This window comes from Albimonas pacifica (genome assembly GCF_900113695.1).
GTDB lineage: Bacteria > Pseudomonadota > Alphaproteobacteria > Rhodobacterales > Rhodobacteraceae > Albimonas > Albimonas pacifica.
The window spans coordinates 1-22987 of record NZ_FOQH01000005.1 but is presented as its reverse complement, the minus strand read 5'-3'; the positions used below and the strand labels follow the sequence as shown (position 1 = coordinate 22987).

General features: G+C 73.0%; 20 protein-coding genes. 15 read left to right on the top strand and 5 right to left on the bottom strand.

What is annotated here, in order from left to right:
• The first annotated feature begins 44 nt into the window (after nt 1–44).
• Nucleotides 45–2435 (top strand): putative bifunctional diguanylate cyclase/phosphodiesterase, encoded by a 2391-nt coding sequence (locus BM064_RS11195; protein ID WP_092859877.1) that lies wholly within the window; start codon nt 45–47, stop codon nt 2433–2435.
• An 18-nt stretch (nt 2436–2453) separates the two neighbouring features.
• On the opposite strand, the gene coaD is transcribed toward BM064_RS11195, so the two are convergent.
• From coaD to ppk2, 4 genes are all read right to left on the bottom strand, one after another.
• Entirely contained in the window at nt 2454–2963 is a 510-nt protein-coding gene (coaD, locus tag BM064_RS11190; protein ID WP_092859876.1) for a pantetheine-phosphate adenylyltransferase, read from the bottom strand.
• A gap of 282 nt (nt 2964–3245) precedes the next feature.
• Nucleotides 3246–3680, bottom strand: coding sequence for a CBS domain-containing protein (locus BM064_RS11185; protein ID WP_092859875.1), 435 nt, complete (start codon nt 3678–3680; stop codon nt 3246–3248).
• A gap of 140 nt (nt 3681–3820) precedes the next feature.
• Nucleotides 3821–6700, bottom strand: a complete 2880-nt coding sequence (gene uvrA / locus BM064_RS11180) for an excinuclease ABC subunit UvrA (RefSeq protein WP_092859874.1) — start codon at nt 6698–6700, stop codon at nt 3821–3823.
• A 295-nt stretch (nt 6701–6995) separates the two neighbouring features.
• Nucleotides 6996–8027 carry a polyphosphate kinase 2 gene (gene ppk2 / locus BM064_RS11175; protein WP_245779128.1) on the bottom strand — a complete coding sequence of 344 codons (1032 nt, stop codon included), beginning with the start codon at nt 8025–8027 and terminating at the stop codon, nt 6996–6998.
• Between the two features lie 231 nt (nt 8028–8258).
• Here ppk2 and ssb point away from each other — a divergent pair, with 231 nt between their 5' ends.
• The 7 genes from ssb (at nt 8259) to BM064_RS11140 (ending at nt 15706) form a co-directional block, all read left to right on the top strand.
• Nucleotides 8259–8819, top strand: coding sequence for a single-stranded DNA-binding protein (ssb, locus tag BM064_RS11170; protein ID WP_092859873.1), 561 nt, complete (start codon nt 8259–8261; stop codon nt 8817–8819).
• Between the two features lie 32 nt (nt 8820–8851).
• The gene (locus BM064_RS11165) at nt 8852–10060 is read left to right on the top strand and encodes an NAD(P)/FAD-dependent oxidoreductase (RefSeq protein ID WP_092859872.1); all 1209 of its coding nucleotides are present in this window, start codon (nt 8852–8854) and stop codon (nt 10058–10060) included.
• 433 nt (nt 10061–10493) lie between these two features.
• Nucleotides 10494–11270 (top strand): TetR/AcrR family transcriptional regulator, encoded by a 777-nt coding sequence (locus BM064_RS11160; protein ID WP_092859871.1) that lies wholly within the window; start codon nt 10494–10496, stop codon nt 11268–11270.
• Nucleotides 11237–12322, top strand: coding sequence for a C4-dicarboxylate TRAP transporter substrate-binding protein (locus BM064_RS11155; protein WP_092859870.1), 1086 nt, complete (start codon nt 11237–11239; stop codon nt 12320–12322). The genes BM064_RS11160 and BM064_RS11155 overlap by 34 nt, the downstream gene beginning before the upstream one ends.
• The gene (locus BM064_RS11150; RefSeq protein WP_092859869.1) at nt 12319–12903 is read left to right on the top strand and encodes a TRAP transporter small permease subunit; all 585 of its coding nucleotides are present in this window, start codon (nt 12319–12321) and stop codon (nt 12901–12903) included. Before BM064_RS11155 ends, BM064_RS11150 begins: the two co-directional genes overlap by 4 nt.
• A 733-nt stretch (nt 12904–13636) precedes the next feature.
• On the top strand, nt 13637–14941 hold the full coding sequence (locus tag BM064_RS11145) for a TRAP transporter large permease (protein ID WP_092859868.1): 1305 nt from the start codon (nt 13637–13639) through the stop codon (nt 14939–14941).
• A gap of 138 nt (nt 14942–15079) precedes the next feature.
• Nucleotides 15080–15706, top strand: a complete 627-nt coding sequence (locus BM064_RS11140; RefSeq protein ID WP_092859867.1) for a hypothetical protein — start codon at nt 15080–15082, stop codon at nt 15704–15706.
• Between the two features lie 58 nt (nt 15707–15764).
• Here BM064_RS11140 and BM064_RS11135 read toward each other — a convergent pair whose 3' ends face one another.
• Nucleotides 15765–16649 carry an SMP-30/gluconolactonase/LRE family protein gene (locus BM064_RS11135; RefSeq protein WP_177236217.1) on the bottom strand — a complete coding sequence of 295 codons (885 nt, stop codon included), beginning with the start codon at nt 16647–16649 and terminating at the stop codon, nt 15765–15767.
• Between the two features lie 231 nt (nt 16650–16880).
• Here BM064_RS11135 and BM064_RS11130 point away from each other — a divergent pair, with 231 nt between their 5' ends.
• From BM064_RS11130 to BM064_RS11100, 7 genes are all read left to right on the top strand, one after another.
• Nucleotides 16881–19010 carry an acetate--CoA ligase family protein gene (locus BM064_RS11130; RefSeq protein WP_092859865.1) on the top strand — a complete coding sequence of 710 codons (2130 nt, stop codon included), beginning with the start codon at nt 16881–16883 and terminating at the stop codon, nt 19008–19010.
• On the top strand, nt 19007–19447 hold the full coding sequence (locus BM064_RS11125; protein WP_092859864.1) for a hotdog family protein: 441 nt from the start codon (nt 19007–19009) through the stop codon (nt 19445–19447). Before BM064_RS11130 ends, BM064_RS11125 begins: the two co-directional genes overlap by 4 nt.
• A gap of 11 nt (nt 19448–19458) precedes the next feature.
• Nucleotides 19459–19836, top strand: coding sequence for a MaoC family dehydratase (locus BM064_RS11120; RefSeq protein WP_092859863.1), 378 nt, complete (start codon nt 19459–19461; stop codon nt 19834–19836).
• Entirely contained in the window at nt 19833–20978 is a 1146-nt protein-coding gene (locus tag BM064_RS11115; protein ID WP_092859862.1) for a thiolase family protein, read from the top strand. Before BM064_RS11120 ends, BM064_RS11115 begins: the two co-directional genes overlap by 4 nt.
• A complete protein-coding gene (locus BM064_RS11110; protein ID WP_092859861.1) occupies nt 20975–21298 on the top strand; it encodes a Zn-ribbon domain-containing OB-fold protein in 324 nt (107 codons plus the stop codon). Before BM064_RS11115 ends, BM064_RS11110 begins: the two co-directional genes overlap by 4 nt.
• A gap of 47 nt (nt 21299–21345) precedes the next feature.
• Entirely contained in the window at nt 21346–22506 is a 1161-nt protein-coding gene (locus BM064_RS11105) for an acyl-CoA dehydrogenase family protein (RefSeq protein WP_092859860.1), read from the top strand.
• A gap of 221 nt (nt 22507–22727) precedes the next feature.
• The coding region (locus tag BM064_RS11100; RefSeq protein ID WP_092859859.1) for a transposase at nt 22728–22987 on the top strand (260 nt) is incomplete at its 3' end.

Genomic DNA, 22987 nt, shown 5'->3' with positions numbered 1-22987 from the left:
AGGCTCCCCCGACCCGGGCGGAGCCCGCCGATGGGAGGGCGCGAATGGCGGACGCGCGTCTTGCGGGCATCATCGGGCGGCTGCGCCGCTCGGCGTCGCGACGGGCGCGCCGCGCCGCCGCGCCGCGGCCCGCGCGGGCGGCCGCCGCGGCGCTCTCGGGCGCAGCGCCGGGCGTGACGCGCGGCGCCGCCCCCCGGGGCCCGGACGCCGGCCCGCGCCGCGGCGCGCGCGACGCCCCGCCCGCCGGGGCCGCGGCGGAGGCGCCGGCGGGCCTCGGGCGGATGGCGGGCCGCCTCCGCGCGCCGGTCCTGGTCGCGGTCGGGGCGCTGCTGCTGGCGCTTGGCGTCGGCGCGGCGATGGCCTGGTCGAGCGAGCAGACTGTGCGCATCCACGCCCTGCGCCTGGTCGAGAGCTGGTCGGCCGCGATGACCGAGGCTGCGCCCGCCCTGCCCCGCCACCTGCGCGCCGGCCGCCTGCACGAGGCCGACCTCGACCCCCTGCGCGAGACCGGCGCCCGCGCCGACGCCTATGGCTTCCGCCTGTTCGATCCCCAGGGCGCGCCCGTCGCCTCCGCCTGGCGCTGGCGCGGCCGCACCCTCGCACGGCTGGAGCCCGCGCCGCCCGTGCTCCGCGACGCCCACGGGGCCCTGCCGCCCGAACCGGGGCCCCTGCCCCTGCGCTCGCCCGGGGTCTGGGCGCGCCTCGCCGCCGGGGAGCGGGTGGTGGAGCTCGACGCCGCCGCCTCGATGCCCGGCGGGCCGCTGCGCGTGGCGGAGGTGTTCCTGCCCGTCCACGACCCCGCCGGCGAGGTGGCGGGCTATGCCGAGGTCTACGTCGACGTCGCCGCCTTCGCCGCGCGGGTCGAACGGGTGCAGGCGCTGGCCGGCGTCGCGCTGGCCGCGGCGGGGGCGCTGGCCTTCGCCGGCCCCGCCTTCGCCTGGCTCGGCGCCCGACGGCGGCGCGAGCAGGCGGAGGCGCGGGTGATCCGCGCCGCCTCCCTCGACGCGCTGACCGGCCTGCCCAACCGCGCCGGCTTCGCCGAGGCCGCCGCCCGGGCCGCACGGGCTGCGGCCCGCGACGGGGCGCGGCTGGCGGTGCTCGCCGTCGACCTCGACCGGTTCCGCGTGGTGAACGAGCTGCACGGGCCGGAGATGGGCGACGAGGTGCTGCGCGCCTCCGCCGCCCAGCTCCGCGCCGGCCTGCGGACCGAGGATCTGCTCTCGCGCGTCGGGCCCGACGACTTCGCCGCCGTCCTGCGCCTGGCCGACCCGGGCGACCTGCCCGCGATCCTGGCGCGGCTGTCGTCCCATGTCGCGACGCCCCGCGCCGACGCCGAGGGGCGGCCGTTGACGCTCAGCGCCTCGATCGGCGCCTGCCTGCTGCCCCCGGGGGAGACCCGCGTCGAGGCCGCCCTGCGCCGGGCCGAGATCGCCCAGCGGGAGGCCCGCGCCGCCGGCCCCGGGCGCATCTGCGTCTTCGCCCCGGAGATGGAGGCCCGCGTCCAGCGCCGCCGCGAGGTCGAGACGGCGATCCGCGAGGGCGTCGCCCACGGCCGCTTCTCGCTGCATTACCAGCCGCTGGTCCGCTCCCGCGACGGGACCACCCGCGGCTTCGAGGCGCTGATGCGCCTGCGCGACGCGCAGGGCCGGCCGATCCCGCCGGCCGAGTTCATCCCCGCCGCCGAGGACATGGACCAGATCGGCGCGCTCGGGGCCTGGGCCCTGCACGAGGCGACCTCGGTCGCGGCCGGCTGGCCGGGGCGGATGGCGGTGTCGGTGAACCTCTCGGTCGCCCAGTTCCGCGACGGGCGGCTGGTGGACACGGTCCGCTCGGCGCTCGCCGCCTCCGGGCTCGCGCCCCGGCGGCTGGAGCTGGAGGTGACCGAGTCGATGCTGATCTCCGACTCCGAGGCGGTGGAGCGGCAGCTCGCCCAGCTCCGCGCCCTGGGCGTGTCGATCGCGATGGACGACTTCGGGGCGGGCTATTCCAGCCTCGCCTACCTCTGGCGGTTCCGCTTCGACCGGCTGAAGCTCGACCGCAGCTTCGTGCTCGCCTTCGACGCCCATCCGGCGCGGGCGCGGGGCATGATCGGCGGCATCGTCGCGCTTGGCCGGCGCCTGGGCATGAAGGTCACCGCCGAGGGGATCGAGACCCCCGTGCAGGCGGCGGCGATGGCCGAGCTGGGCTGCGACACGCTGCAGGGATATCACTTCGGCCGCGCGATGCCCGAGGCCGACCTGCGCGAGGTGATGCGCTGGGAAGCCGACGCAGACGAGGAGCGCGCCGTGGGCCCGCGCCCGCCGCTGCGCGACTTCGCAGCCAGCCACGACCCGGCAGAGGCGCCACGCCCCGAGGAGCCGGACCGCCGCGGCCGCCGTCCGGCGGAGGCACCCGACGACGATCCGCAGCCGGCCTTGAAGGCCGCCCGGGCATGAGCTCCGGGCGGCGCGCGCTCAGCGGCCCAGCCGGTCCAGCAGCCGCGCCTCGATCTCGGCCGGCACGAAGTTGGAGACGTCGCCGCCCAGACGCGCGATCTCCTTGACCAGCTTCGAGGCGATCGCCTGGTGATGGGCGTCGGCCATCAGGAACAGGGTCTCGACCTTGTCGTTCATGGCGCGGTTCATGCCGACCATCTGGAACTCGTACTCGAAGTCCGAGACGGCGCGCAGGCCGCGGATGATCACCTGGGCGCCCACCTGCTCGGCGAAGTGGATCAGCAGGTTCTCGAAGGGCTCGGCCACGATCTCGGCGCCGGTCTCGCGGGAGATCGGGGCGGTCTGCGCCTCGATCATCGCGGTCCGCTCCTCGAGCGTGAACAGCGGGCCCTTGTCGCGATTGATCGCGACGCCGATGACCAGCTTGTCGACCAGCGTCGCCGCCCGCCGGATGATGTCGAGATGGCCGTTGGTGACCGGATCGAACGTGCCGGGGTAGAGCCCCGTGCGATGCTTCGCAGCCGTCATATTCCTCCCCGCGCTTCCCGCGCCCGGTCCGGCCGCGAGGCGCGGCAGGCCCGTCGCCCGCGCCGCCGCGTTTCTCGCGGCGATCGGCGGGCAAGCGACACCATCGCGACCGCAGGGTCAAGGTCACGCAAGGGGAACCCAAGGGAAACCGGCGGGATTTCCCCTGCTGGGGGGCCTCCGCGCCCTCGGGCGGGGGCCTGGGCGCGCAACCTGCCGGCGGTCGGGGCGGGGGCGCCGCGCGCCCGCGAGAATCGGCCGCCGGTCAGTCGCGCGGGCCGGGCCTCAGTAGCCCTTGATCATGTCGGCCAGCGCCTCGGTCTCGTGCTCGAGCTGGCCCATCCGGTACTTCACCACGTCGCCGATCGAGATCACCCCGACCAGCTTGCCCTCCTCGAGCACCGGCATGTGGCGGAAGCGGCCCTCGGTCATGCGCTGCATGATCTCCTGCACGTCGTCCGAGGGCGTGCAGGTCATCACCTTGGCGGTCATCACGTCGGCGACCACGCGGCTGAGGCAGCCCGCGCCCTCGCGCCCCAGCCAGCGCACCACGTCGCGCTCGGAGAGGATGCCGTCCACCTTGCGCCCGTCGCCCGAGACGATCAGCGCGCCGATCCGCTTCTCGGAGAGCATCGCGGCGGCGTCGGCGACGCTCTTGGAGGGGGCGATCGAGGCGATCTCGCCGGATCCCTTCTGGCGCAGGATTCGTGCCACGGTCATGGTTTTCCTCCCGGAAATCTCCCTCTGGGAGAACGAGCCTGAGCGTCCGCGCCCCTCGCGTCAAGCGCCAACGCGGGGGCGGGCGCGGCCGGATCGGGGGGAGGGCGCGCGGCGGGTCCGCAGGCCCGCCGCGCGTCCGGTCACTCGGCGGCGACGCGGCCCTTGGCGCCCAGGATCTCGCGCAGGTAGCGGCCGGTGTGGGAGCGGGGCTCCTTCGCCACGTCCTCGGGGGTTCCGACCGCCACGATCTCGCCGCCGCCGTCGCCGCCCTCGGGGCCGATGTCGATCAGCCAGTCGGCGGTCTTGATGACGTCGAGGTTGTGCTCGATCACCACCACGGAGTTGCCCTGCTCGACCAGGTGATGCAGCACCTCGAGCAGCTTGCGCACGTCCTCGAAATGCAGGCCGGTGGTCGGCTCGTCGAGGATGTAGAGGGTCCGCCCCGTGGCCCGGCGCGAGAGCTCCTTGGCGAGCTTCACCCGCTGCGCCTCGCCGCCCGAGAGGGTCGTCGCCTGCTGGCCGACCTTCACGTAGCTCAGCCCCACCTGCATCAGGGTGTCCATCTTCTCTCGGATCGCGGGGACGGCCTTGAAGAACTGCTGGGCGTCTTCGACCGTCATGTCAAGAACGTCGGCTATGCTCTTGCCTTTGTAGAGAACTTCCAGCGTCTCGCGGTTGTAGCGCTTGCCGTGGCAGGTCTCGCACTCGACGTAGACGTCGGGGAGGAAGTGCATCTCGATCTTGATGACGCCGTCGCCCTGGCAGGCTTCGCAGCGGCCGCCCTTGACGTTGAAGGAGAAGCGGCCGGGCTTGTAGCCGCGGGTCTTCGCCTCGGGCAGACCCGCGAACCAGTCGCGGATATGGGTGAAGGCCCCGGTGTAAGTCGCTGGATTCGAACGCGGAGTCCGGCCGATCGGCGACTGGTCGATGTCCACCACCTTGTCGAGATGCTCCAGCCCCGTCAGGCCCTTGCAGGGCGCTGGCGTCTGCTTGGCTCCGTTGAGGCGCATCGAGGCGGTCTTGAACAGGGTCTCGATGGTCAGCGTGGACTTGCCGCCGCCGGAGACGCCGGTGACGCAGAGGAAGCAGCCGAGCGGGAACTCGGCGTCGACGCCCTTGAGATTGTTGCCCACCGCCTCCTCGATCCTGATCGACTTGCCGTTGCCGGGGCGACGCTCGGGCGGGATCGCGATTTCGCGCGTGCCGACAAGGTATTGGCCGGTGATGGAATTCGGCGCGGCGGCGATGTCGGCGGGCGTGCCCTCGGCGATGATCTCGCCGCCGTGGACGCCGGCGCCGGGGCCGATGTCGAGCACGTAGTCGGCCTCGCGGATCGCCTCCTCGTCATGTTCGACCACGATGACGGTGTTGCCCTGGTCGCGCAGGTTCTTCAGCGTCTGCAGAAGCCGCCCGTTGTCGCGCTGGTGCAGGCCGATGGACGGCTCGTCGAGGACGTAGAGCACCCCCGTCAGCCCCGAGCCGATCTGCGAGGCGAGGCGGATGCGCTGGCTCTCGCCGCCCGACAGGGTGCCGGAGCCGCGAGACAGCGTCAGGTAGTCGAGGCCGACATTCACAAGGAAACCAAGGCGTTCACGGATTTCCTTGAGAATGGCCCTGGCGATCTCGTTCTTCTGGACCGACAGGCTGTCGGGCGCCGCCTCGACCCAGGCCAGCGCCTCGCGGATCGAGCGTTCCGCCACCTCGCCGATGTGGTTGCCGGCGATCTTGACCGCCAGCGCCTCGGGCTTCAGGCGGGCGCCGCCGCAGACGCCGCAGGGGCGGTTGTTCTGGTAGCGCTCGAATTCCTCGCGCACCCAGTTCGAGTCCGTCTCCCGCCAGCGACGCTGCATGTTGGGGATCACGCCCTCGAAGGGGCGGGACAGCGTGTAGACCCGGCCGCCCTCGTCGTAGCGGAAGGCGATCTCCTCCTTGCCGGAGCCGCGCAGGAAGGTCTCGCGCACGCTTTCCGGCAGGTCGCGCCAGGGGGTGCGGAAGTCGAAATTGTAATGTTTTCCAAGCGCTTCGATGGTCTGCTTGAAGTAGGGGCTCTTGGATTTCGCCCAGGGCGCGATGGCCCCGTCCCAGACCGAGAGATTCTCGTCCGGCACCACCAGGCGGTCGTCGAAGAACAACTCCACGCCCAGGCCGTCGCAGCTCGGGCAGGCGCCGAAGGGGGCGTTGAACGAGAACAGGCGCGGCTCGATCTCGGAGATCGTGAAGCCGCTGACCGGGCAGGCGAATTTCTCGGAGAAGACGTGGCGCTCGGGCTCGGGGGCCGCCTCGCCGTCCTCGGCGCGCACGGCGGTCTCGATCACCGCGATGCCGTCGGCGAGGCCGAGCGCGGTCGAGAACGAATCCGCCAGCCGCTGCTCCAGCCCCTCGCGGACCACGATGCGGTCGACCACCACGTCGATGTCGTGGCGGAACTTCTTGTCCAGCACCGGCGGCTCGTCCAGCTCGTAGAACTGGCCGTCGACCTTGACCCGCTGGAACCCCTGCTTCTTCAGCTCGGCGAATTCCTTGCGGTATTCGCCCTTGCGGTCGCGCACGATGGGGGCGAGGAGGTAGGCGCGCGTCCCCTCCTCCATCGCCATCACCCGGTCGACCATGTCCGAGACCTGCTGCGCCTCGATCGGCTTGCCGGTGACGGGCGAATAGGGCGTGCCGGCGCGGGCGAACAGCAGGCGCAGGTAGTCGTAGATCTCGGTGACCGTGCCGACGGTGGAGCGCGGGTTCTTCGAGGTCGTCTTCTGCTCGATCGAGATCGCCGGCGAGAGGCCCGAGATATGGTCCACGTCCGGCTTGTTCATCATGTCGAGGAACTGGCGGGCGTAGGCCGACAGGCTCTCGACATAGCGCCGCTGGCCCTCGGCGTAGATCGTGTCGAAGGCGAGCGAGGACTTGCCCGAGCCCGAGAGCCCGGTGATCACCACCAGCTTGTCGCGCGGCAGGTCCACGTCGATGGACTTGAGGTTGTGCTCGCGCGCGCCCCGGATCGAGATGGTCTTGAGTTCGGTCATGGCTCCCGCCCCTTCTCGTCGCCGCGCCCGGAAGCGCTCTAGATAACGCGCGGGGGGCGGATGCCGAGTCCTGCAGAGTGTAAACAAACCGAGAACGCCCCCGCAAGGCGGCGCGGCGGCTGGTCGCTGCTGACAGCACGGTGGCAGCAGGGGGGCGGGCCGGAACGGGCGCGACGCCCTCGCACGACGAGGTTCCCGGGCCGGCTCGGGCCGGCGCGCAGCCGATCGGCGCCCCCCTCGTCTCGGAGGTCGAAGATCGCGGCGGCGGTCTCGCTCATACGCCCCGGGGCGGCCCTCAGCCGGCACCGTCGCCCGGCCCCGCCTCGTGCGTCAGGAGGTGGTCGGCCCGCTGCAGGACATGGGCCGAGCGGCCCACGATCAGCGGATCGGGCGCGCGCACCACGGCGGGGTCCTTGCCCGCGTAGGGCAGCCGCGACAGCAGGTCCTGCATGCAGTTGATCCGCGCGCGCTTCTTGTCGTCGGACTTCACGATCGTCCAGGGCGCGTCGGCGGTGTCGGTGTAGAAGAACATCGCCTCCTTCGCCTCGGTGTAGGCGTCCCACTTGTCGAGGCTGGCGAGATCGATGGGGCTCAGCTTCCACTGCTTCAGCGGATCGGTGCCGCGGGCCTTGAAGCGCCTGCGCTGCTCCTCCCGCGTCACCGAGAACCAGTACTTGAAGAGCCGCAGGCCCGAGCGGGTCAGCATCCGCTCCAGCTCCGGCGCCTGGCGCATGAACTCGAGGTATTCGGAAGGCGTGCAGAACCCCATCACCCGCTCCACCCCGGCCCGGTTGTACCAGGAGCGGTCGAAGAGCACGATCTCGCCGGCCGTGGGCAGCTCCTTCACGTAGCGCTGGAAGTACCACTGGCCGCGCTCGGTCTCGGTGGGCTTCTCCAGCGCCACCACGCGGGCGCCGCGGGGGTTGAGATGCTCCATGAACCGCTTGATCGTGCCGCCCTTGCCGGCGGCGTCGCGGCCCTCGAACAGGATCACGATGCGCTCGCCCGTCTCCTTGGCCCAGCGCTGGACCTTCAGCAGCTCCACCTGCAGCTCGGCCTTGCGCGCCTCGTAGACGGGGCGGCGCATCCGGGTGCGGTAGGGGAAGGCGCCGCTCTCGAAGGCGCGGCGGATCTCCTCGGGGTCGTGGCGGCGTTCGGCGAGGGTCGGGCGGCGCTCGGGCGGGACCGGCCCCTCCGGCGCTTCCGCCTGCGCGAGGCGCCTGGGCGCCGCCCGGGGCCGCGGCCGGCGGGCGGGCCCGGGCGCCTCCGCGGCCGCCGCCTCGGCGGCGTCGGGTCCGGGGGCCTGGGGGTCGGGCTCGTCGGCCATGCGCGTGGCTCCCTCTCGCGCCGCAGGGGCGGGCTGCGACGGTTCCATGACGTCATCCGCGGTCCGCGAGGTCAACCGTCCCCGCCGCCCATGGCCTCTTGGGCCGCACGCCGTTAACGTCCGGCTAACCCGGATTCGACTCGAATGCGTGCACGGGCGCGGGATCGAGGAACCAAAGGCGGGAAGACGCGGACCGGGGCGACGGCCCCGGACGGACGGAGAGCGAGGGACATGGCGGGCAGCGTCAACAAGGTCATCCTGATCGGCAATCTCGGGCGCGACCCGGAGGTTCGGACGTTCGCGAACGGGGGCAAGGTGTGCAACCTGCGCATCGCCACCTCCGAGACCTGGCGGGACAAGAACACCGGCGAGCGTCGCGAGCGGACCGAGTGGCACTCGGTCGCCATCTTCAACGAGGCGCTGGCCAACAACGCCGAGCGCTTCCTGAAGAAGGGCTCGAAGGTCTACATCGAAGGCCAGCTCGAGACCCGCAAGTGGCAGGACCAGTCCGGCCAGGACCGCTACACGACCGAGGTGGTGATCCGTCCCTTCCGGGGCGAGCTGACCTTCCTCGACCCGGCCGGCGGCCAGGGCGGCGGCGGGGGCGGCTTCGGCGGCGACCGCGGCGGCGACGACTTCGGCGGCGGCGGCGGCAGCTACGGCGGCGGCGGCGGCGCGGGCGGCTCCGGCGGCGGCTTCGGCGGGGGCGGCGGCGGCCGGTCCGGCGGGGGCGGCGGCTTCGGCGGCGGCGGCGGCGGCGCCTCGGACATGGACGACGACATCCCGTTCTGATCCCCCGGTCCGAAACCTTCGAGGAGAGCGTCGTGAGCGGCATCATCGTCGTGGGCGCCGGCCAGGCCGGCGCCTCCCTGGTCGAGACCCTGCGCGCCGAGGGCTACGACGGCCCCGTGACCCTGCTGGGCGACGAGGGCGCGGCCCCCTACCAGCGCCCGCCGCTCTCCAAGAAATACCTGCTCGGCGAGATGACCCGGGACCGGCTGCTGCTGCGCCCCGAGGCCTTCTTCGCCGAGCGCGGCATCGAGGTGCGCGCGCAGGCCCGCGTCGCCTCCGTCGACCCGTCGGCGAAGGTCGCGACGCTCGCCGACGGCGAGACCCTGCCCTTCGACAAGCTCGCCTTCGCCACCGGCGCCCGGCCCCGCCTGCTGCCGCCCGAGATGGGCGGCGGGCTTGCAGGGGTGCATGCGGTGCGCACGCTCGCCGACGTCGACGCGATGCGCGCGGCCTTCGAACCGGGCCGCCGGCTGCTGGTGGTCGGCGGCGGCTACATCGGGCTGGAGGCCGCCGCGGTGGCCGCCAAGCTCGGCCTCGCGGTCACGCTGATCGAGGCGGCGCCGCGGATCCTGGGCCGCGTCGCCTGCGCCGAGACGGCGGCCTGGTTCGCGGCCCTGCACCGCGCCCACGGCGTCGACCTGCGCGAGGGCGTGGGCCTGGCGCGGCTGGAGGGCGAGGACGGCCGCCTCGCGCGCGCGGTCCTCGCGGACGGCGAGACGCTCGACGTCGACTTCGCGGTGGTCGGCATCGGCGTGCAGCCCAACGCCGAGCTCGCCGAGGCGGCGGGCTGCGCGATCGAGAACGGCGTCGCGGTGGACGCCGCCTGCCGGACCTCGGTCCCCGACCTCTTTGCCGCGGGCGACTGCGCCTCCTTCCCCTGGCGCGGCGTCCGCGTGCGGCTCGAGTCGGTGCCCAACGCCATCGACCAGGGCGCCGCCGCGGCCCGCGCGATGCTGGGCGCCGCGACCGCCTACGACCCGATGCCGTGGTTCTGGTCCGACCAGTACGACGTGAAGCTGCAAATCGCGGGCCTGGCGAAGGACTGGACCCGCATCGTGACCCGCCCCGGCGCGCGCGAGGGCGCGATCTCGCACTGGTACTACCGCGACGCCGAGCTGATCGCCGTCGACGCGATGAACGACCCGCGCGCCTACATGAGCGGCAAGCGCTGGCTCGAGTCCGGCCATTCCCCCGCCCCGGAGGCCCTGGCCGACCCCGCCGCCGACCTCAAGACCCTCTAGCGCCCCCCCCCTTTCTCCGCCGCAGGCCCCCCGCGCCGCGCCCGACGTCCCCCGGGCGCGCCTCCGGCCGCGCGCGCCGGCAACCCTCGCAAAGCGCCTGTTCTCCGGAGCCGTCCATCGCGGATGCCGATCAGAGCGACTCGCCCCCTCCGGTCAAGGATCGCGAAGCGACCCGCGCTTGCGCGGGCTTGTCCTTGACCGGAGGGGGCGAGTCGCTCAGGCATCGGACGCGATGGACGGATCCGGAGACCAGGCGCGGGGCTTGTTCTTGGGTGAGTCCGGAGCCCGCCGGAGGCTCCCGCCCCTCGCCAACCCAGGCGCCCCGACCCCCGGTGCCCCCGCCAAGCCCGCCCGCAGGGCGCCTGCGCCCCTGCTCCCTGCCCTTCGCGTCATTCCTGTTGACACCGCACCCCCCGCAACGCGTATTTGAAACATGCGTTCGATTCAGTCCGCCAGCGACGCGCCGGGCACCCGCCAGCGCATCCTCGCCGCCGCCGAGCAGCTCTTCGCCGAGCGCGGCGTCGCCGGCGCCACCATGCGCGCGGTCACCGCGCTGGCCGGCGCGAACATGGCGGCCGTCAACTATCATTTCGGCAACAAGGACAACCTCGCCATCGAGGTGTTCCGCGGCGTCGCCCGCCGCACCGCCCGCTCGCGCCTGGCGCGGCTGGCCGAGGTCGAGGCCGCCGCAGCCGCGCGGGGCCGCCCGGCGCGGCCGGTCGAGGTCGTGGACACGTTCCTCGACCCCTACATGACCCCGCGCACCGGCGACCTGCTCTCGCACCTGGTGCTCTCGCACAAGGTCCAGCCCAGCCCCTGGACCCACGCGGTGGTGCGCGAGGAGCTCGACGGGCTCGCCGCGGCCTATATCGAGGCCCTGCGCCGCGCCGCGCCCCACCTGACCCGCGCCGAGGTCACCTGGCGCTATCACCTGATGGTGGGCGCGATCCTGATGGCGGTGGCCGACACCGGGCCCGAGAGCCGCATGAAGCGCCTGTCGGCGGGCGCCTGCGACCCCGCCGACCGCGAGGCGCTGCGCGCCGAGCTCGCGGGCTTCCTCGCCTCGGCCTTCGAGCGACCGACCGCGGAGGCCCTCGCCGGGCTCTCCGCCAACAGCGACGGCCCCCGGGGCCGCGATCCAGAGACAGACGAAAACGTCGACCGGGAGGAACCCTCATGCCCAGCCCCGCGCGGCCCCGCGCCGCCCTGAGAGCCGCGATCCTCGGCTCCGCCTCCGTCCTCGCGCTCTCCCTGCCCGCCGCGGCGCAGGAGACGATCCCGCTGACCATCGTCGCCGGCCACGCGCCGGTGGCGATGGGGGTGGCGCTGCTGCGCGACCATTTCATCCCCGAGGTGGACCGGATCCTCGCCGAGCAGGGCGACTACCAGATCGAGTGGACGCAGGCCTACGCGGGCTCGGTCGCCGACTACAACGGCGTGCTCGAGGCGGTGGAGGACGGCATCGCCGACCTCGGCTACGTCCCCCACCTGTTCGAGGCGGACAAGCTGCCGCTGGAGCAGATCACCTACGTCACCCCCTTCGGCACCGCCGATCTGCCGAAGCTGATGGAGGTGATCGAACGGCTGCACGAGGAGCTGCCCGAGCTCGACCAGGCCTGGGCCGACCACAACCAGCGGGTGCTGGCCCCCGTGGGCATCGACGCCTACCACCTGCTGACCAGCTTCCCCGTCGAGACGCTGGCCGACATGGACGGGCGCAAGATCGGCACCGCCGGCCTCGCGCTGAACTGGCTGAAGGGGGGCGAGGCGATCCCGGTGGCCCTGGCCCTGCCCACCTTCTACAACTCGATGTCGACCGGCCTGATCGAGGGCATCGTCACCTTCGAGACCGCCGTCGCCCCCTACAAGTTCCACGAGGTCGCCCCCTACATCGCCAAGGTGAACTTCGGGGCGCAGTACGGCTCGGCCCTGACCGTGAACCTCGACGTGTGGGACACGCTCCCCGACCCGGTGAAGGAGGCGATCGAGGCGGCCGCGCAGTCCTACATGGACGTGGTGGCGGAGGCCTACTACACCTCCGGCGCCCAGAGCCTGGAGGCCGCCGCCGCGGCCGGCGCCACGGTCTCCGAGTTCCCCGACGCCCAGCGCAAGGCCTACGCCGAGAAGATGCCCAACGTGGCGATGGAGTGGGCGAAGGCCCTCGACGCCAAGGGGCTGTCGGGGACGAAGACGCTCGAGACCTACATGCGCCTGAGCCGCGAGGCGGGGATCGAGCACGCCCGCGACTGGTCGCAGGAATGAGCCAGGCGGCCGGGCAGGCCGCCGCGGTCGAGGAGAGCGCGGGCCCCGACGCCCTCCCGCCCCGTCCCTGGGCGGCGGCGCGATGGCTCGGCCGGGTCTCCTCGGCGCTGGCGGTGGCGGGCACGCTGGGGACGGTGGCGATCATGACGATCATCAACCTCGACGTGGGGGGGCGGTATTTCTTCGGAAAGCCCTTCCCCGCGACAGCGGAGATCGTCTCGGCGGGGATCGTCTCGATCGTGTTCCTGCAGCTCGCCCATGCGGTGGGCGAGGGGCGCTCGATCCGCTCCGACATGCTGATCGGTCGCCTGCGCCGGCGCAGCCCGCGGTGGGCGGATGCGCTGGATGCGGTCCACCATCTCGCGGGCGCGGCGATGCTGGCGGTGCTGGTGCGCTACGTCTGGCCCAAGATCGTGGACTCGATCGCCGACGACGAGACTGTGGGGCTCTACGGCATCCTGCAGCTTCCCGCCTGGCCCTTCGCGGTCTGCGTGCTGGCCGGAGCGGTGCTGGCGGCGCTGCAGTTCCTGCTGCTCGCCGCCGCCCACGCCCGCGCCGCCCGGCTGGGCCGCGCCCCGTGACCCCGCCCCGCCCGCTCCGAGCCGCGGCGCCGGCCGGGCGCCGCGTCCCCCCTGCGCCCGCCGGGCGCCCCGGCTCTCCTGCGCCCGGCGGGCGCCCCGGATCGCCTGCGCCCGCCGGGCGCCCCTGCCACCCGGCGCCCCGCCCGCCCCGCGCCGCGGGCGCGGCGGCTTCCCCCCGCGCTCGGCCCGACGCGGCGCGGCCGGCGCAGCCGGCGCCCGGAGGCGCCGCGTCCGGCGCTCGGCTCGGGGCGGGCGTCAGGCCCGCGGCGCGCGGCGAGGCCGGCGCCGGGGGGCGCCGTCTCCCGCGGCGGGCCGAGGCGGCACGCCCCCGGGCAGACCCCTCCGGGGCGGATCCTGCAGAGCGCGGCGCGCGCCGCGCGCCCGGCCTGCGGCCGGGCCCCGCCTGCGGCGTCCGTTCCGCCCCCCGCCCCCGGAAACGCCTCCCCCGGGCGCGGCGCCGGCCCGGCGCCGCGGGCGCGCCGCTCGCGCCGGGCGGGACGCCTGCCGCGGCGCCTCCCCGCGGCCGCGGGCGAGCCGCGCCGGAGTTCGCCGCGCGGGGCCTGCAGCAGGCGCGTCGCAGGGCCCGCCCGGGCGAGCCGGACGCGACCCGCGGCCGACGCAGAGGCGGTCTCCGTCGCCGCGGCGGGAGGCCCGCCCCCGGGCGCTCCCGGCGAGGCCTGCCCGCACGATCCCCCGTCCCTCTCCCTCCGCCGCACGTCCGGAAATGCCGCCCATGAGCAACGTCGAGATCGGCCTCGCCTCCATCCTGCTGATCCTGGTGCTGATCCAGACGGGGATGCATGTCTCGATCTGCCTGATGGCGGTCAGCTTCCTGGGCGTGTGGCTGGTGAAGGGCAGGATCGCGGTGGCGGGGGCGCTGCTCGGCCAGGCGGCGCTGGATTCGGTGGCGCGCTATTCCTTCGGGGTGATCCCGCTCTTCGTGCTGATGGGGGTGCTGGTGGGCGTCTCGGGCATGGGGCGCGACGTCTTCGACGTCGCGGGCCAGGCGTTCCGCAGGCTGCGCGGGGGGCTCGGCATCGCCACCGTCTTCGCCAACGCCGTGTTCGCGGCGGTCAACGGCACCTCCATCGCCTCGGCCTCCGTCTTCACCCGCATCGCGGTGCCCGAGCTGATCCGCCAGGGCTACACGCCCCGCTTCTCGGTCGGGGTGGTGGCGGGCTCCTCGGTGCTGGGGATGCTGATCCCGCCCTCGCTGCTGCTGATCCTGTTCGGGATCCTGTCCGAATCCTCCATCGGGGCGCTGTTCACCGCCGGCATCCTGCCGGGGCTGCTGCTGGCGCTGCTCTACGCGCTGCTGATCCTGGGCCTCGCCACCTTCGCGCCCCGCTTCGTCGGGCGTCCCTCCAACGCCGATCTGCGCATCATGGGGCGCGCCGAGATGGCGACCCGGTCGCTGCCCGTCCTCGCCCTGATCGTGCTGGTGCTCGGCGGCATCTACGGCGGCGTCTTCACGCCGACCGAGGCCGGGGCCGTCGGCGCGCTGGGCGCCCTCGTGATCGCGCTCGTCAAGCGCCGCCTCACCGCGCGCGGCTTCTGGGAGATGCTGGTCGAGACCGGGCACGTCACCGCCTCGATCACCTTCCTGATCATCGGCGCGCACATGTATTCGCGCCTGCTGGCGCTGACCGGCCTGCCCCGCGCGATGAACGGGCTGCTGGAGGGGCTGAACCTGGGCCTCGACGGGGTGCTGATCCTCTACCTGGTGATGATCGTGCTGCTGGGCACGATCCTCGACAGCGCCTCGATCCTCTTGATCCTGCTGCCGCTGATGCTGCCGGTGATCGAGACCTTCGGCGTCGATCTGGTCTGGTTCGGCATCGTCACCATCATCGCGGTCGAGATCGGCCTGCTGACGCCCCCGCTCGGCGTCGCCTGCTTCGTGATCAAGTCGAACCTCGAGGACCGAACCATCACGCTGGGCGACATCTTCATCGGCGCGGCGCCCTTCGCGCTGACCATGGTGCTGGCGATGGCGCTGGTCTTCGCCTTCCCCTGGCTCGCGACCGCCCTGCTCTGAGGTCTGCGGCGCCCGCGAAATGCCGTTACGTCATAGCCGGTTGGCCGCAGGATGAGGCTTGACCGGCGGGCGCCCGCCGATCGATAGGATTCGACGTTCCCCGACGTATTGCGTCGATCAGTCATCAGGATTTCCGACATGCGTGCGCTTCGCTCGCCTCTCCTCGCCGGCTCCCTCGCCGCCGCCGCCCTTCTCGCCTCGGTCCCTTCGGCCTCCGCCCTCGCCGCCTTCGACCTGTTCTACGATTCCGTCCTCGACGGTCAGATCGTGGAGGAGGACGTGGTCGGCGTCGGCCGGATCAGCTGGGACGGCACGCCGACGCTGGGCTTCACGCCCTTCTCGGCGATGACCGACCTGTCGATCCAACTCGACTACCTCGACGGCGCGCTCAGCTTCACCGAGGTCGACCTGATCGGCGACCGCGACGCGACCGGCGTCCTGATCTTCGAGATCGCGGGCGGCCTCGGCCTGACCTTCTACAGCGACCAGATGATCTCGCCGGATGGTCCGCCGGGCTCCGCGGTCGAGTTCCAGACCGTCGACGCCGTGCTGAGCCACGAGCCCTACACCGACGGCGCGCCCTGCTGCGGCGGCGACGGGGTGGTCAACCTGGCGCAGCTCACGATCTTCTCCGAGGAGTTCAACGAGTTGGGCGAATACGCCGGCGTCGCGGCCGCCTCGCCGGTGCCGCTGCCGGCGGCGGGGGCGCTGCTGGCCGGGGGCCTCATGGGCCTCGCCGCGCTGCGCCGGCGCCGCGCCGCCTGAGACCGGCCTGCGGGCGCGACGAAGAGGGGGCGGGCCGGCGAGGCCCGCCCCGCGCCGTTCAGGGCAGCGGGATCGAGACCAGCGACCCCGCCTTGCCCAGCGTCACCCAAAGCCGGTCCTCGCGCACGCAGCAGTTGGTGGGCTGGGTCGAGCGGCCGAAGTTCAGGACCTTCGCCACGGTCCCGTCCGCCTCGGCCGCCACCAGCCGGTTGCCGGCGGAGCCGGCGCCGTAGAGCCGCCCCTCGTGGAACACCATCCCGTCGGGGTGGAAGCGGGCGTCCATCTGCACGAAGAGCTCCGGCTCGCCCAGCGCCGCGCCGCCGGCCCAGGCGAACCTCAGGTAGTGGTGGGCGATCGTCATCCCCGCCACCAGCGAGCCGTCGGGATGGAAGCCGATGCCGTTGGGCATGCCGGTGCACTGGGCCAGGACCTCGATCGAGCCGTCCCTGCGCGCGAGGCAGAGCTGCCCGCCGCGGAACGGCTCGGCCGGATCCTCGACGATCATCTCCCAGTTCTGGGGGTTGGTGAAGACGATGTCGCCCTCGGGGGTGAAGACCAGGTCGTTGGGGCGGTTGGGGGCGGGGGAGGCGTCGCCGTAGCCGTCGGCGAAGACCTCCCACCGGCCGTCCAGCGTCACCCGCTGGATGCAGCCGGGATACTGGGGATCGGCGAAGTCCATCCTGCCCTTGCCCGGCCACAGCCCGCCGTTGTTGGCGACGTAGAGCGCCCCGTCCGGCCCCAGGCGCATCCCGTTGGGAGAGCCCGGAACCTCGCACAGGACCCGCGCCGCGCCCTTGTCCCAGATGCGGATGCAGTGGTCGGCGAGGTCGACGAAGGCCACCGCCCCGTCGGGCAGGACCACGGGCCCCTCCGGGAAGCCGAGGCCGTCGGCCTCGACCCTCGCGTCCTCGACCTGGACATCCTCGGGCACGTGTTGGGTCATGCGTCTCTCTCCTCCCGCTGACCGGTTGACCGGTATGCATTCTGCGCGCATTGAACCCGGCGGGGAGCGCTTTGCAAAGCGGCGATCTCATGCTAGCGGTTTCGCCAAGCGGAATTCGCGGCGCGCTTGACGACCCGCCGCGCCCTGAACCGGCCCGCCAGAGGCCGGGGGACCAGCGCCGCGCCGGCCCCTGCCCCGCGGAGCCGGACAGGCCATAGGAGGAGACGACGGATGCCGGACGACGGCGCGACCCGCCCCGCCCAGCCCCTTTCATCGCTGGCCCCCCTGTTCGCCCCGCGCGCGGTGGCGGTGATCGGCGCCTCGGCCGACCCCCAGCGCATCGGCGGGCGGCCCATCGCCTACGCCCTGCGCGCGGGGTTCGAGGGCGCGCTCTACCCGGTGAACCCCAACCGCGACGAGATCCAGGGCGTGAAGGCCTGGCCCTCGGTCGCCTCGATCCCCGAGCCCATCGACTTCGCCCTGCTCGCCATCCCCGCCCCCGGCGTCCCCCAGGCCCTGCGCGACTGCGCGGCCAAGGGCGCGAAGGCCGCGGTGATCTTCACCGCCGGCTTCGCCGAGATCGGCGGCGACGGCCCTGCGCTGCAGGACGAGATCCTCGCCATCGGGCGCGAGCATGGCGTCCGCCTTCTGGGCCCCAACTGCCTGGGCCTGTTCAACGCCGCCACCGGGCATTGCCCGACCTTCACCTCGGGGATCGAGGCGGCCATGCCCGTGCCGGGGCGCGTCGGCCTCGTCACCCAGTCGGGCGCCTACGGCACGCATCTGCTGAACATGGCCCGCGACCGCCGCATCGGGGTGCGCCAGTGGGTCTCGACCGGGAACGAGGCCGACGTGACCGCGCCCGAGTGCATCGGCTGGATGGCGGCCTCGGACGAGATCGACGTGATCGGCGTCTACATGGAAGGCGTCAACGACCGCCCCGCGCTGTTCCGGGCGCTGGAGGCGGCGCGGAAGGCCCGCAAGCCGGTGGTGGTGATGAAGGTCGGCCGCTCGGCGGTGGGGGCGCAGGCCGCGGCCTCGCACACCGCCTCGCTGGCAGGCTCCGACGCGAGCTTCGATGCGGCGCTTCGCCGGTTCGGGGCGCTGAGGGCGAAGACCACCGAGGAGATGCTCGACATCCTCTACGCCACCTCCCGCGCGCCCCTGCCCAAGGGGCGCAAGCTGGGGGTGCTGACCGTCTCGGGCGGCGCCGGCGTGCTGATCGCGGACGCGGCCGAGGACGTGGGGCTGTCCCTGCCGCCGATGCCCGAAGCCGCGCAGGCGGCGGTGCTGGAGACCAATCCCCTCGCCTCCGCCCGCAACCCGGTGGACATCACCGCGGGCGTGCTGAACGACTTCTCCAAGGTCACGTCGGCCACCGCCGTGCTGCGGCGCGAGGGCGGCTACGACATGACGGCGGCCTTCTTCACCTCGTGGACCGCCTCTCCCGTCGTCGGGCCGAAGCTGCGCGAGGCGCTGCTGGCCGGGCTCGACGGCGACGTCGACCACCCGTTCGCGATGATCTGCCAGGGCGACGCCGCGGTGATGGAGTCGTGGGAGGCCCTGGGCATGATGACCTTCGAGGACCCCTCCCGCGCCATCCATGCCATGGGCGCGCTCGCCCATTTCGCCGAGGCCTTCGACGCCCCCGAGGAGACGCCCCCGGCGCCGCCCGAGGGCGTGGCCCTGCCCGCCGGGCCCCTCTCCGAGCTCGCCGCCAAGCGCCTGCTGGCGCGCGCCGGCGTGCCGATCCCCGACGAGACGCTGGCGGCCGATCCGCAGGAGGCCGCCGAAGCCGCCGCCCGCCTGGGCGTTCCCTGCGTCCTGAAGATCGTCTCCCCCGACCTCGCCCACAAGACCGAGGTCGGCGGCGTGCGCCTGAACGTCCCCCCGATGGAGATGGAGACCGCGGCGCGCGAGATGCTCGAGACGGTGCGCGCCAGGGCCCCCCACGCCCGCATCGAGGGGCTGCTGGTCGGCCCCATGGCCGGCGAGGGCGTCGAGCTGATCGTGGGCGCCCGCCGCGACCCGGTGATGGGCCCGGTGATGCTGATCGGGCTGGGCGGCGTCTTCACCGAGGTGATGAAGGACGTGGCGGTGGAGCTGGCGCCGCTGACCCCCGCCCAGGCCCTCAAGACCCTGAACGGGCTGCGCGGCGCGCCCCTGCTGCACGGCGCCCGCGGCAAGCCCCCGGTGGACGTGGCCGCGGCGGCCGAGGCGATCAGCCGCCTCTCCGCGCTCGCCGCCGCCGACCCCGACGGCTTCGAGAGCCTGGAGATCAACCCGCTGCTGGTCACGCCCTCGGGCGTGCTGGCGCTCGACGCCCTGATAGAGCCCCGCAACCGAGAGGACGACGAATGAGCGGAACCGACCTGATGGGCCCCGCCCTCAAGGACACGCCCTGGACCTTCGCCGAGTTCCCCGAAGGCGAGCCCATGGCCGAGGTCGCGGTGGAGCTGAACAACGAGCGCGCCGCCCTCTGGGCCGGCCTCTACGGCGGCCCGCAGGCGCAGCCGGGCGAGCCCGCCCCGCGCGGCCTCGCGGTCGCGGCGATGATGGAGGCCTACATCCGCGCCATCCAGCCCCGCCCGCCCGGGAACGTCCACGCCGGCCAGACCCTGACCTTCTTCGGCAAGCCGAAGGTCGGCGCCGTCCTGACCGCCCGCTTCACCGTGGTGAAGAAGGAGCTCAAGAAGGACCGCCGCTGGCTGACGCTCGGCGTCGAGATGTTCGACGCCGAGTCCGGGGGGGACGCAAAGGTCCTGTCGGGCGAGATCCTGTCCATCTGGGCCGCGTGAGGAGCGAACCGATGTCCCTTCCCGACACCATCGCCCCGCTGGAGCTCGCCACCTCCCCCGACACGGCGCAGGCCTATGGCGAGCTGACCTTCGACTTCAACCCGATCCACGTGGACCCGGAATTCGCCGCCCAGTCGATCTTCGGCCAGTGCATCTCCCACGGCACCATGGCGCTGAACCTCGCCATCGAGGCCTGCGAGCGCACGTTCGGCGCCGACGTCGACCTGGCCTCCCTCAAGATCCGCTTCTCGCGCCCGATGCCCGTCGGCCAGACCCTGACCGCCGGCGGCCAGCTGACCGACCCCGAGACCGGAACCTACGACATCTGGGTGACCCTGCCCGACGGGACCCGGACGCTGGAGGGGACGATCACGGCGGCCTCCGCATGAGCGCGAGCTTCGTCCGCGCGGCCTGCGTCACCCCCTTCGGACGGATCGAGGGCTCGTCCGCCCTGTCCCTGATGGGCGACGCCGCCCAGGCGGCGCTCGACGCCGCGGGGATGGAGCGGAGCGACATCGACGGCCTGATCTGCGGCTACGCCACCACGCACCCGCACCTGATGCTGTCCACGGTCTTCGCCGAGGACTTCGGCATCCGCCCCGCCTACGCCCACGCCGTCCAGCTCGGCGGCGGCACGGGGGCGGCCATGCTGATGGTCGCCGACATGGCGATCCGCTCGGGCGAGGCGCGCAACGTCCTGGTGGTGGCGGGCGAGAACCGCCTCACCGGCATGTCCCGCGACGCCGCCGTCCAGACCCTGGCCCAGGTCGGGCACCCCGTCGGCGAGGCGCCGCTGGGGGCCACCATCCCCGCTTATTACGCGCTCGGCGCCGCGCGCTACCTGCACGAGACGGGGGCGACGGAGGCGGATCTCGCGGAGCTCGCCGTGCTGATGCGCCGTCATGCCTCGCAGACCCCCGGCGCTCACCTTGCGGACCCGTTCTCGGTCGCCGACGTGCTGGCCTCCAAGCCCATCGCCACGCCCCTCAAGCTGATGGACTGCTGCCCGATCTCCGACGGGGGCGGCGCGGTGATCCTCTCGGCCGAGCCGGGTCCGGGGGCGTCCCTGAAGCTGATCGGGGCGGCGCAGGCGCATACCCACCAGCACCTGTCCGAGGCGCCCGACGACCTGGCGCTCGGCGCCCGCATCTCCTCGGCGAAGGCGCTGGAGCGGGCGGGGCGCACGATCGGCGACATGGGCTATCTGGCCGTCTACGACAGCTTCACCGTGACGCTCGCCCTGCTGCTGGAGGCGCTGGGGGTCTCGGCCCCGGGCAAGGCCGGGCAGGATGCGGCCGGCGGGCGGTTTGCGCGCAGCGGCGCGCTGCCGCTGAACACCCATGGGGGGCTGCTCTCCTACGGGCACTGCGGGGTGGCGGGCGCCATGGCGCACATGGCAGAGGCCTGGGCCCAGATGACCGGCCGCGCCGGCGCGCGCGCCATCGCCTCCGAGCCCGCCCACGCGATATACCACGGCGACGGCGGGGTGCTGTCGTCCCACGTCACCCTGGTGATGGAGCGCGTCTCATGAGTTCCGGCATCGAGCTGCAACGCTGCCGCGCCTGCGCGAAGACCTGGGCGTTTCCGCGCCGGCGCTGCCCGTCCTGCGGGGGCGAGCCCGAGGCCTTCCGGGCCTCCGGCCGCGCCACGCTGTTCTCCGCCACCGTCGTGACCCGCGCCCCGGACGAGACCTTCCGCGCGCTGGTCCCCTATCGCATCGCGCTGGCCGACCTTGAGGAAGGCCCGCGCATCATGGCGCATCTGTCCGACGAGGCCGAGATCGGCTCGCCCCTGCGGGGCCGGATGGAACGGATCGCCGGCCGCCAGATCCCGCTCTTCAGACCCGCCTGATCCCCCTCGGCGCGAGACCCCGCGCCCCTCAGCCACGAGGACCCGACATGCCCTTCGAAGCCGACCAGCACGCCGACCTGCGCGAGGCCCTGCGCGCGCTGTGCTCCGAGTTCTCCGCGGAATACCACCGCAACCATGACGAGAAGGCCACCTACCCGGTGGAGTTCATCGACGCGCTGACCAACGCCGGCTGGCTGGCCGCGATGATCCCCGAGGAGTTCGGCGGCTCCGGCCTCGGCCTCACCGAAGCCACCATCGTGATGGAAGAGATCAACCGCTCGGGCGGCAACGCCGGCCACTGCCACGGGCAGATGTACAACATGGGCACGCTGCTGCGCGGCGGCTCGGACGAGCAGAAGGCCCGCTGGCTGCCCAAGATCGCCACCGGCGAGCTGCGCCTGCAGTCGATGGCCGTCACCGAGCCCACCACCGGCACCGACACCACCAAGCTCAAGACCACCGCCGTGAAGAAGGGCGACAAGTATGTGGTCAACGGGCAGAAGGTGTGGATCAGCCGGGTCCAGCACTCGGACCTGATGATCCTGCTGGCGCGCACGACGCCTCTGTCCGAGGTCAAGAAGAAGTCCGACGGCCTGTCGGTGTTCATGGTCGACCTGAAGGACGCCATCGGCAAGGGGATGGAGGTCAAGCCCATCCGCAACATGGTCAACCACGAGACCAACGAGCTGTTCTTCGACAACCTCGAGATCCCCGAAGAGAACCTGATCGGCGAAGAGGGCAAGGGCTTCAAGATCATCCTCGGCGGCCTGAACGCCGAGCGCACCCTGATCGCGGCCGAGTGCATCGGCGACGCCTGGTGGTTCATCGACAAGGTCGGCGACTACGTGAAGGAGCGGATCGTCTTCGACCGCCCCATCGGCCAGAACCAGGGCGTGCAGTTCCCGATCGCGCGGGCCTACGTGAACACCTCGGCCGCCGATCTGATGCGCTTCGAGGCCGCCAAGCGCTTCGACATGGGCGTCGACATGGGCGCGCAGGCGAACATGGCCAAGCTCCTCGCCGCCGACGCCAGCTGGGAGGCCGCCAACGCCTGCATCCAGTTCCACGGCGGCTTCGGCTTCGCGGCCGAATACGACGTCGAGCGCAAGTTCCGCGAGACGCGCCTCTACCAGGTGGCCCCGATCTCGACCAACCTGATCCTGAGCTACGTGGCCGAGCACGTCCTGGGCCTGCCCCGCAGCTTCTGATCGCAGCGCCTGCGCGCCTCGGGCCGCGGCTCCGCCAGGGGCCGCGGCCTTGTCGTCGGTCCGGCCCGCGCGCGCGGCCGCAAGGGCGGGCGAGCCGGCCCGGGGGGCGAGGAAGGACCCAATGTTCGTTTCGGGGTGGCCCGTTGGAGTGCGCCCCTCGGAGTGGGCAGGTCGGCCGGGTCTGAATTGACCGGGGGCGGGCTTTCCGATGAGGAAGGTCCATGCCAAGACGCCATCGCAGCCACAGCACCGAATTCAAGCGCCAAGTCGTCGCCGAGTATCATGCCGGCGAGACCCTGCACGCCCTGTCGCGCCGCCACGATCTCTCGCGGAACCTGGTCCGCGTCTGGGTCGAGAAGGCGGAGACGGGCGCCTTCGACGACGAGGAGGTGGCCGCCGAGCTGCTCTCCGGCTACGAGGCGCGGATCGCCGCGCTGGAACGCCTGGTCGGTCGCCAGGCGCTGGAGATCGACTTTCTAAA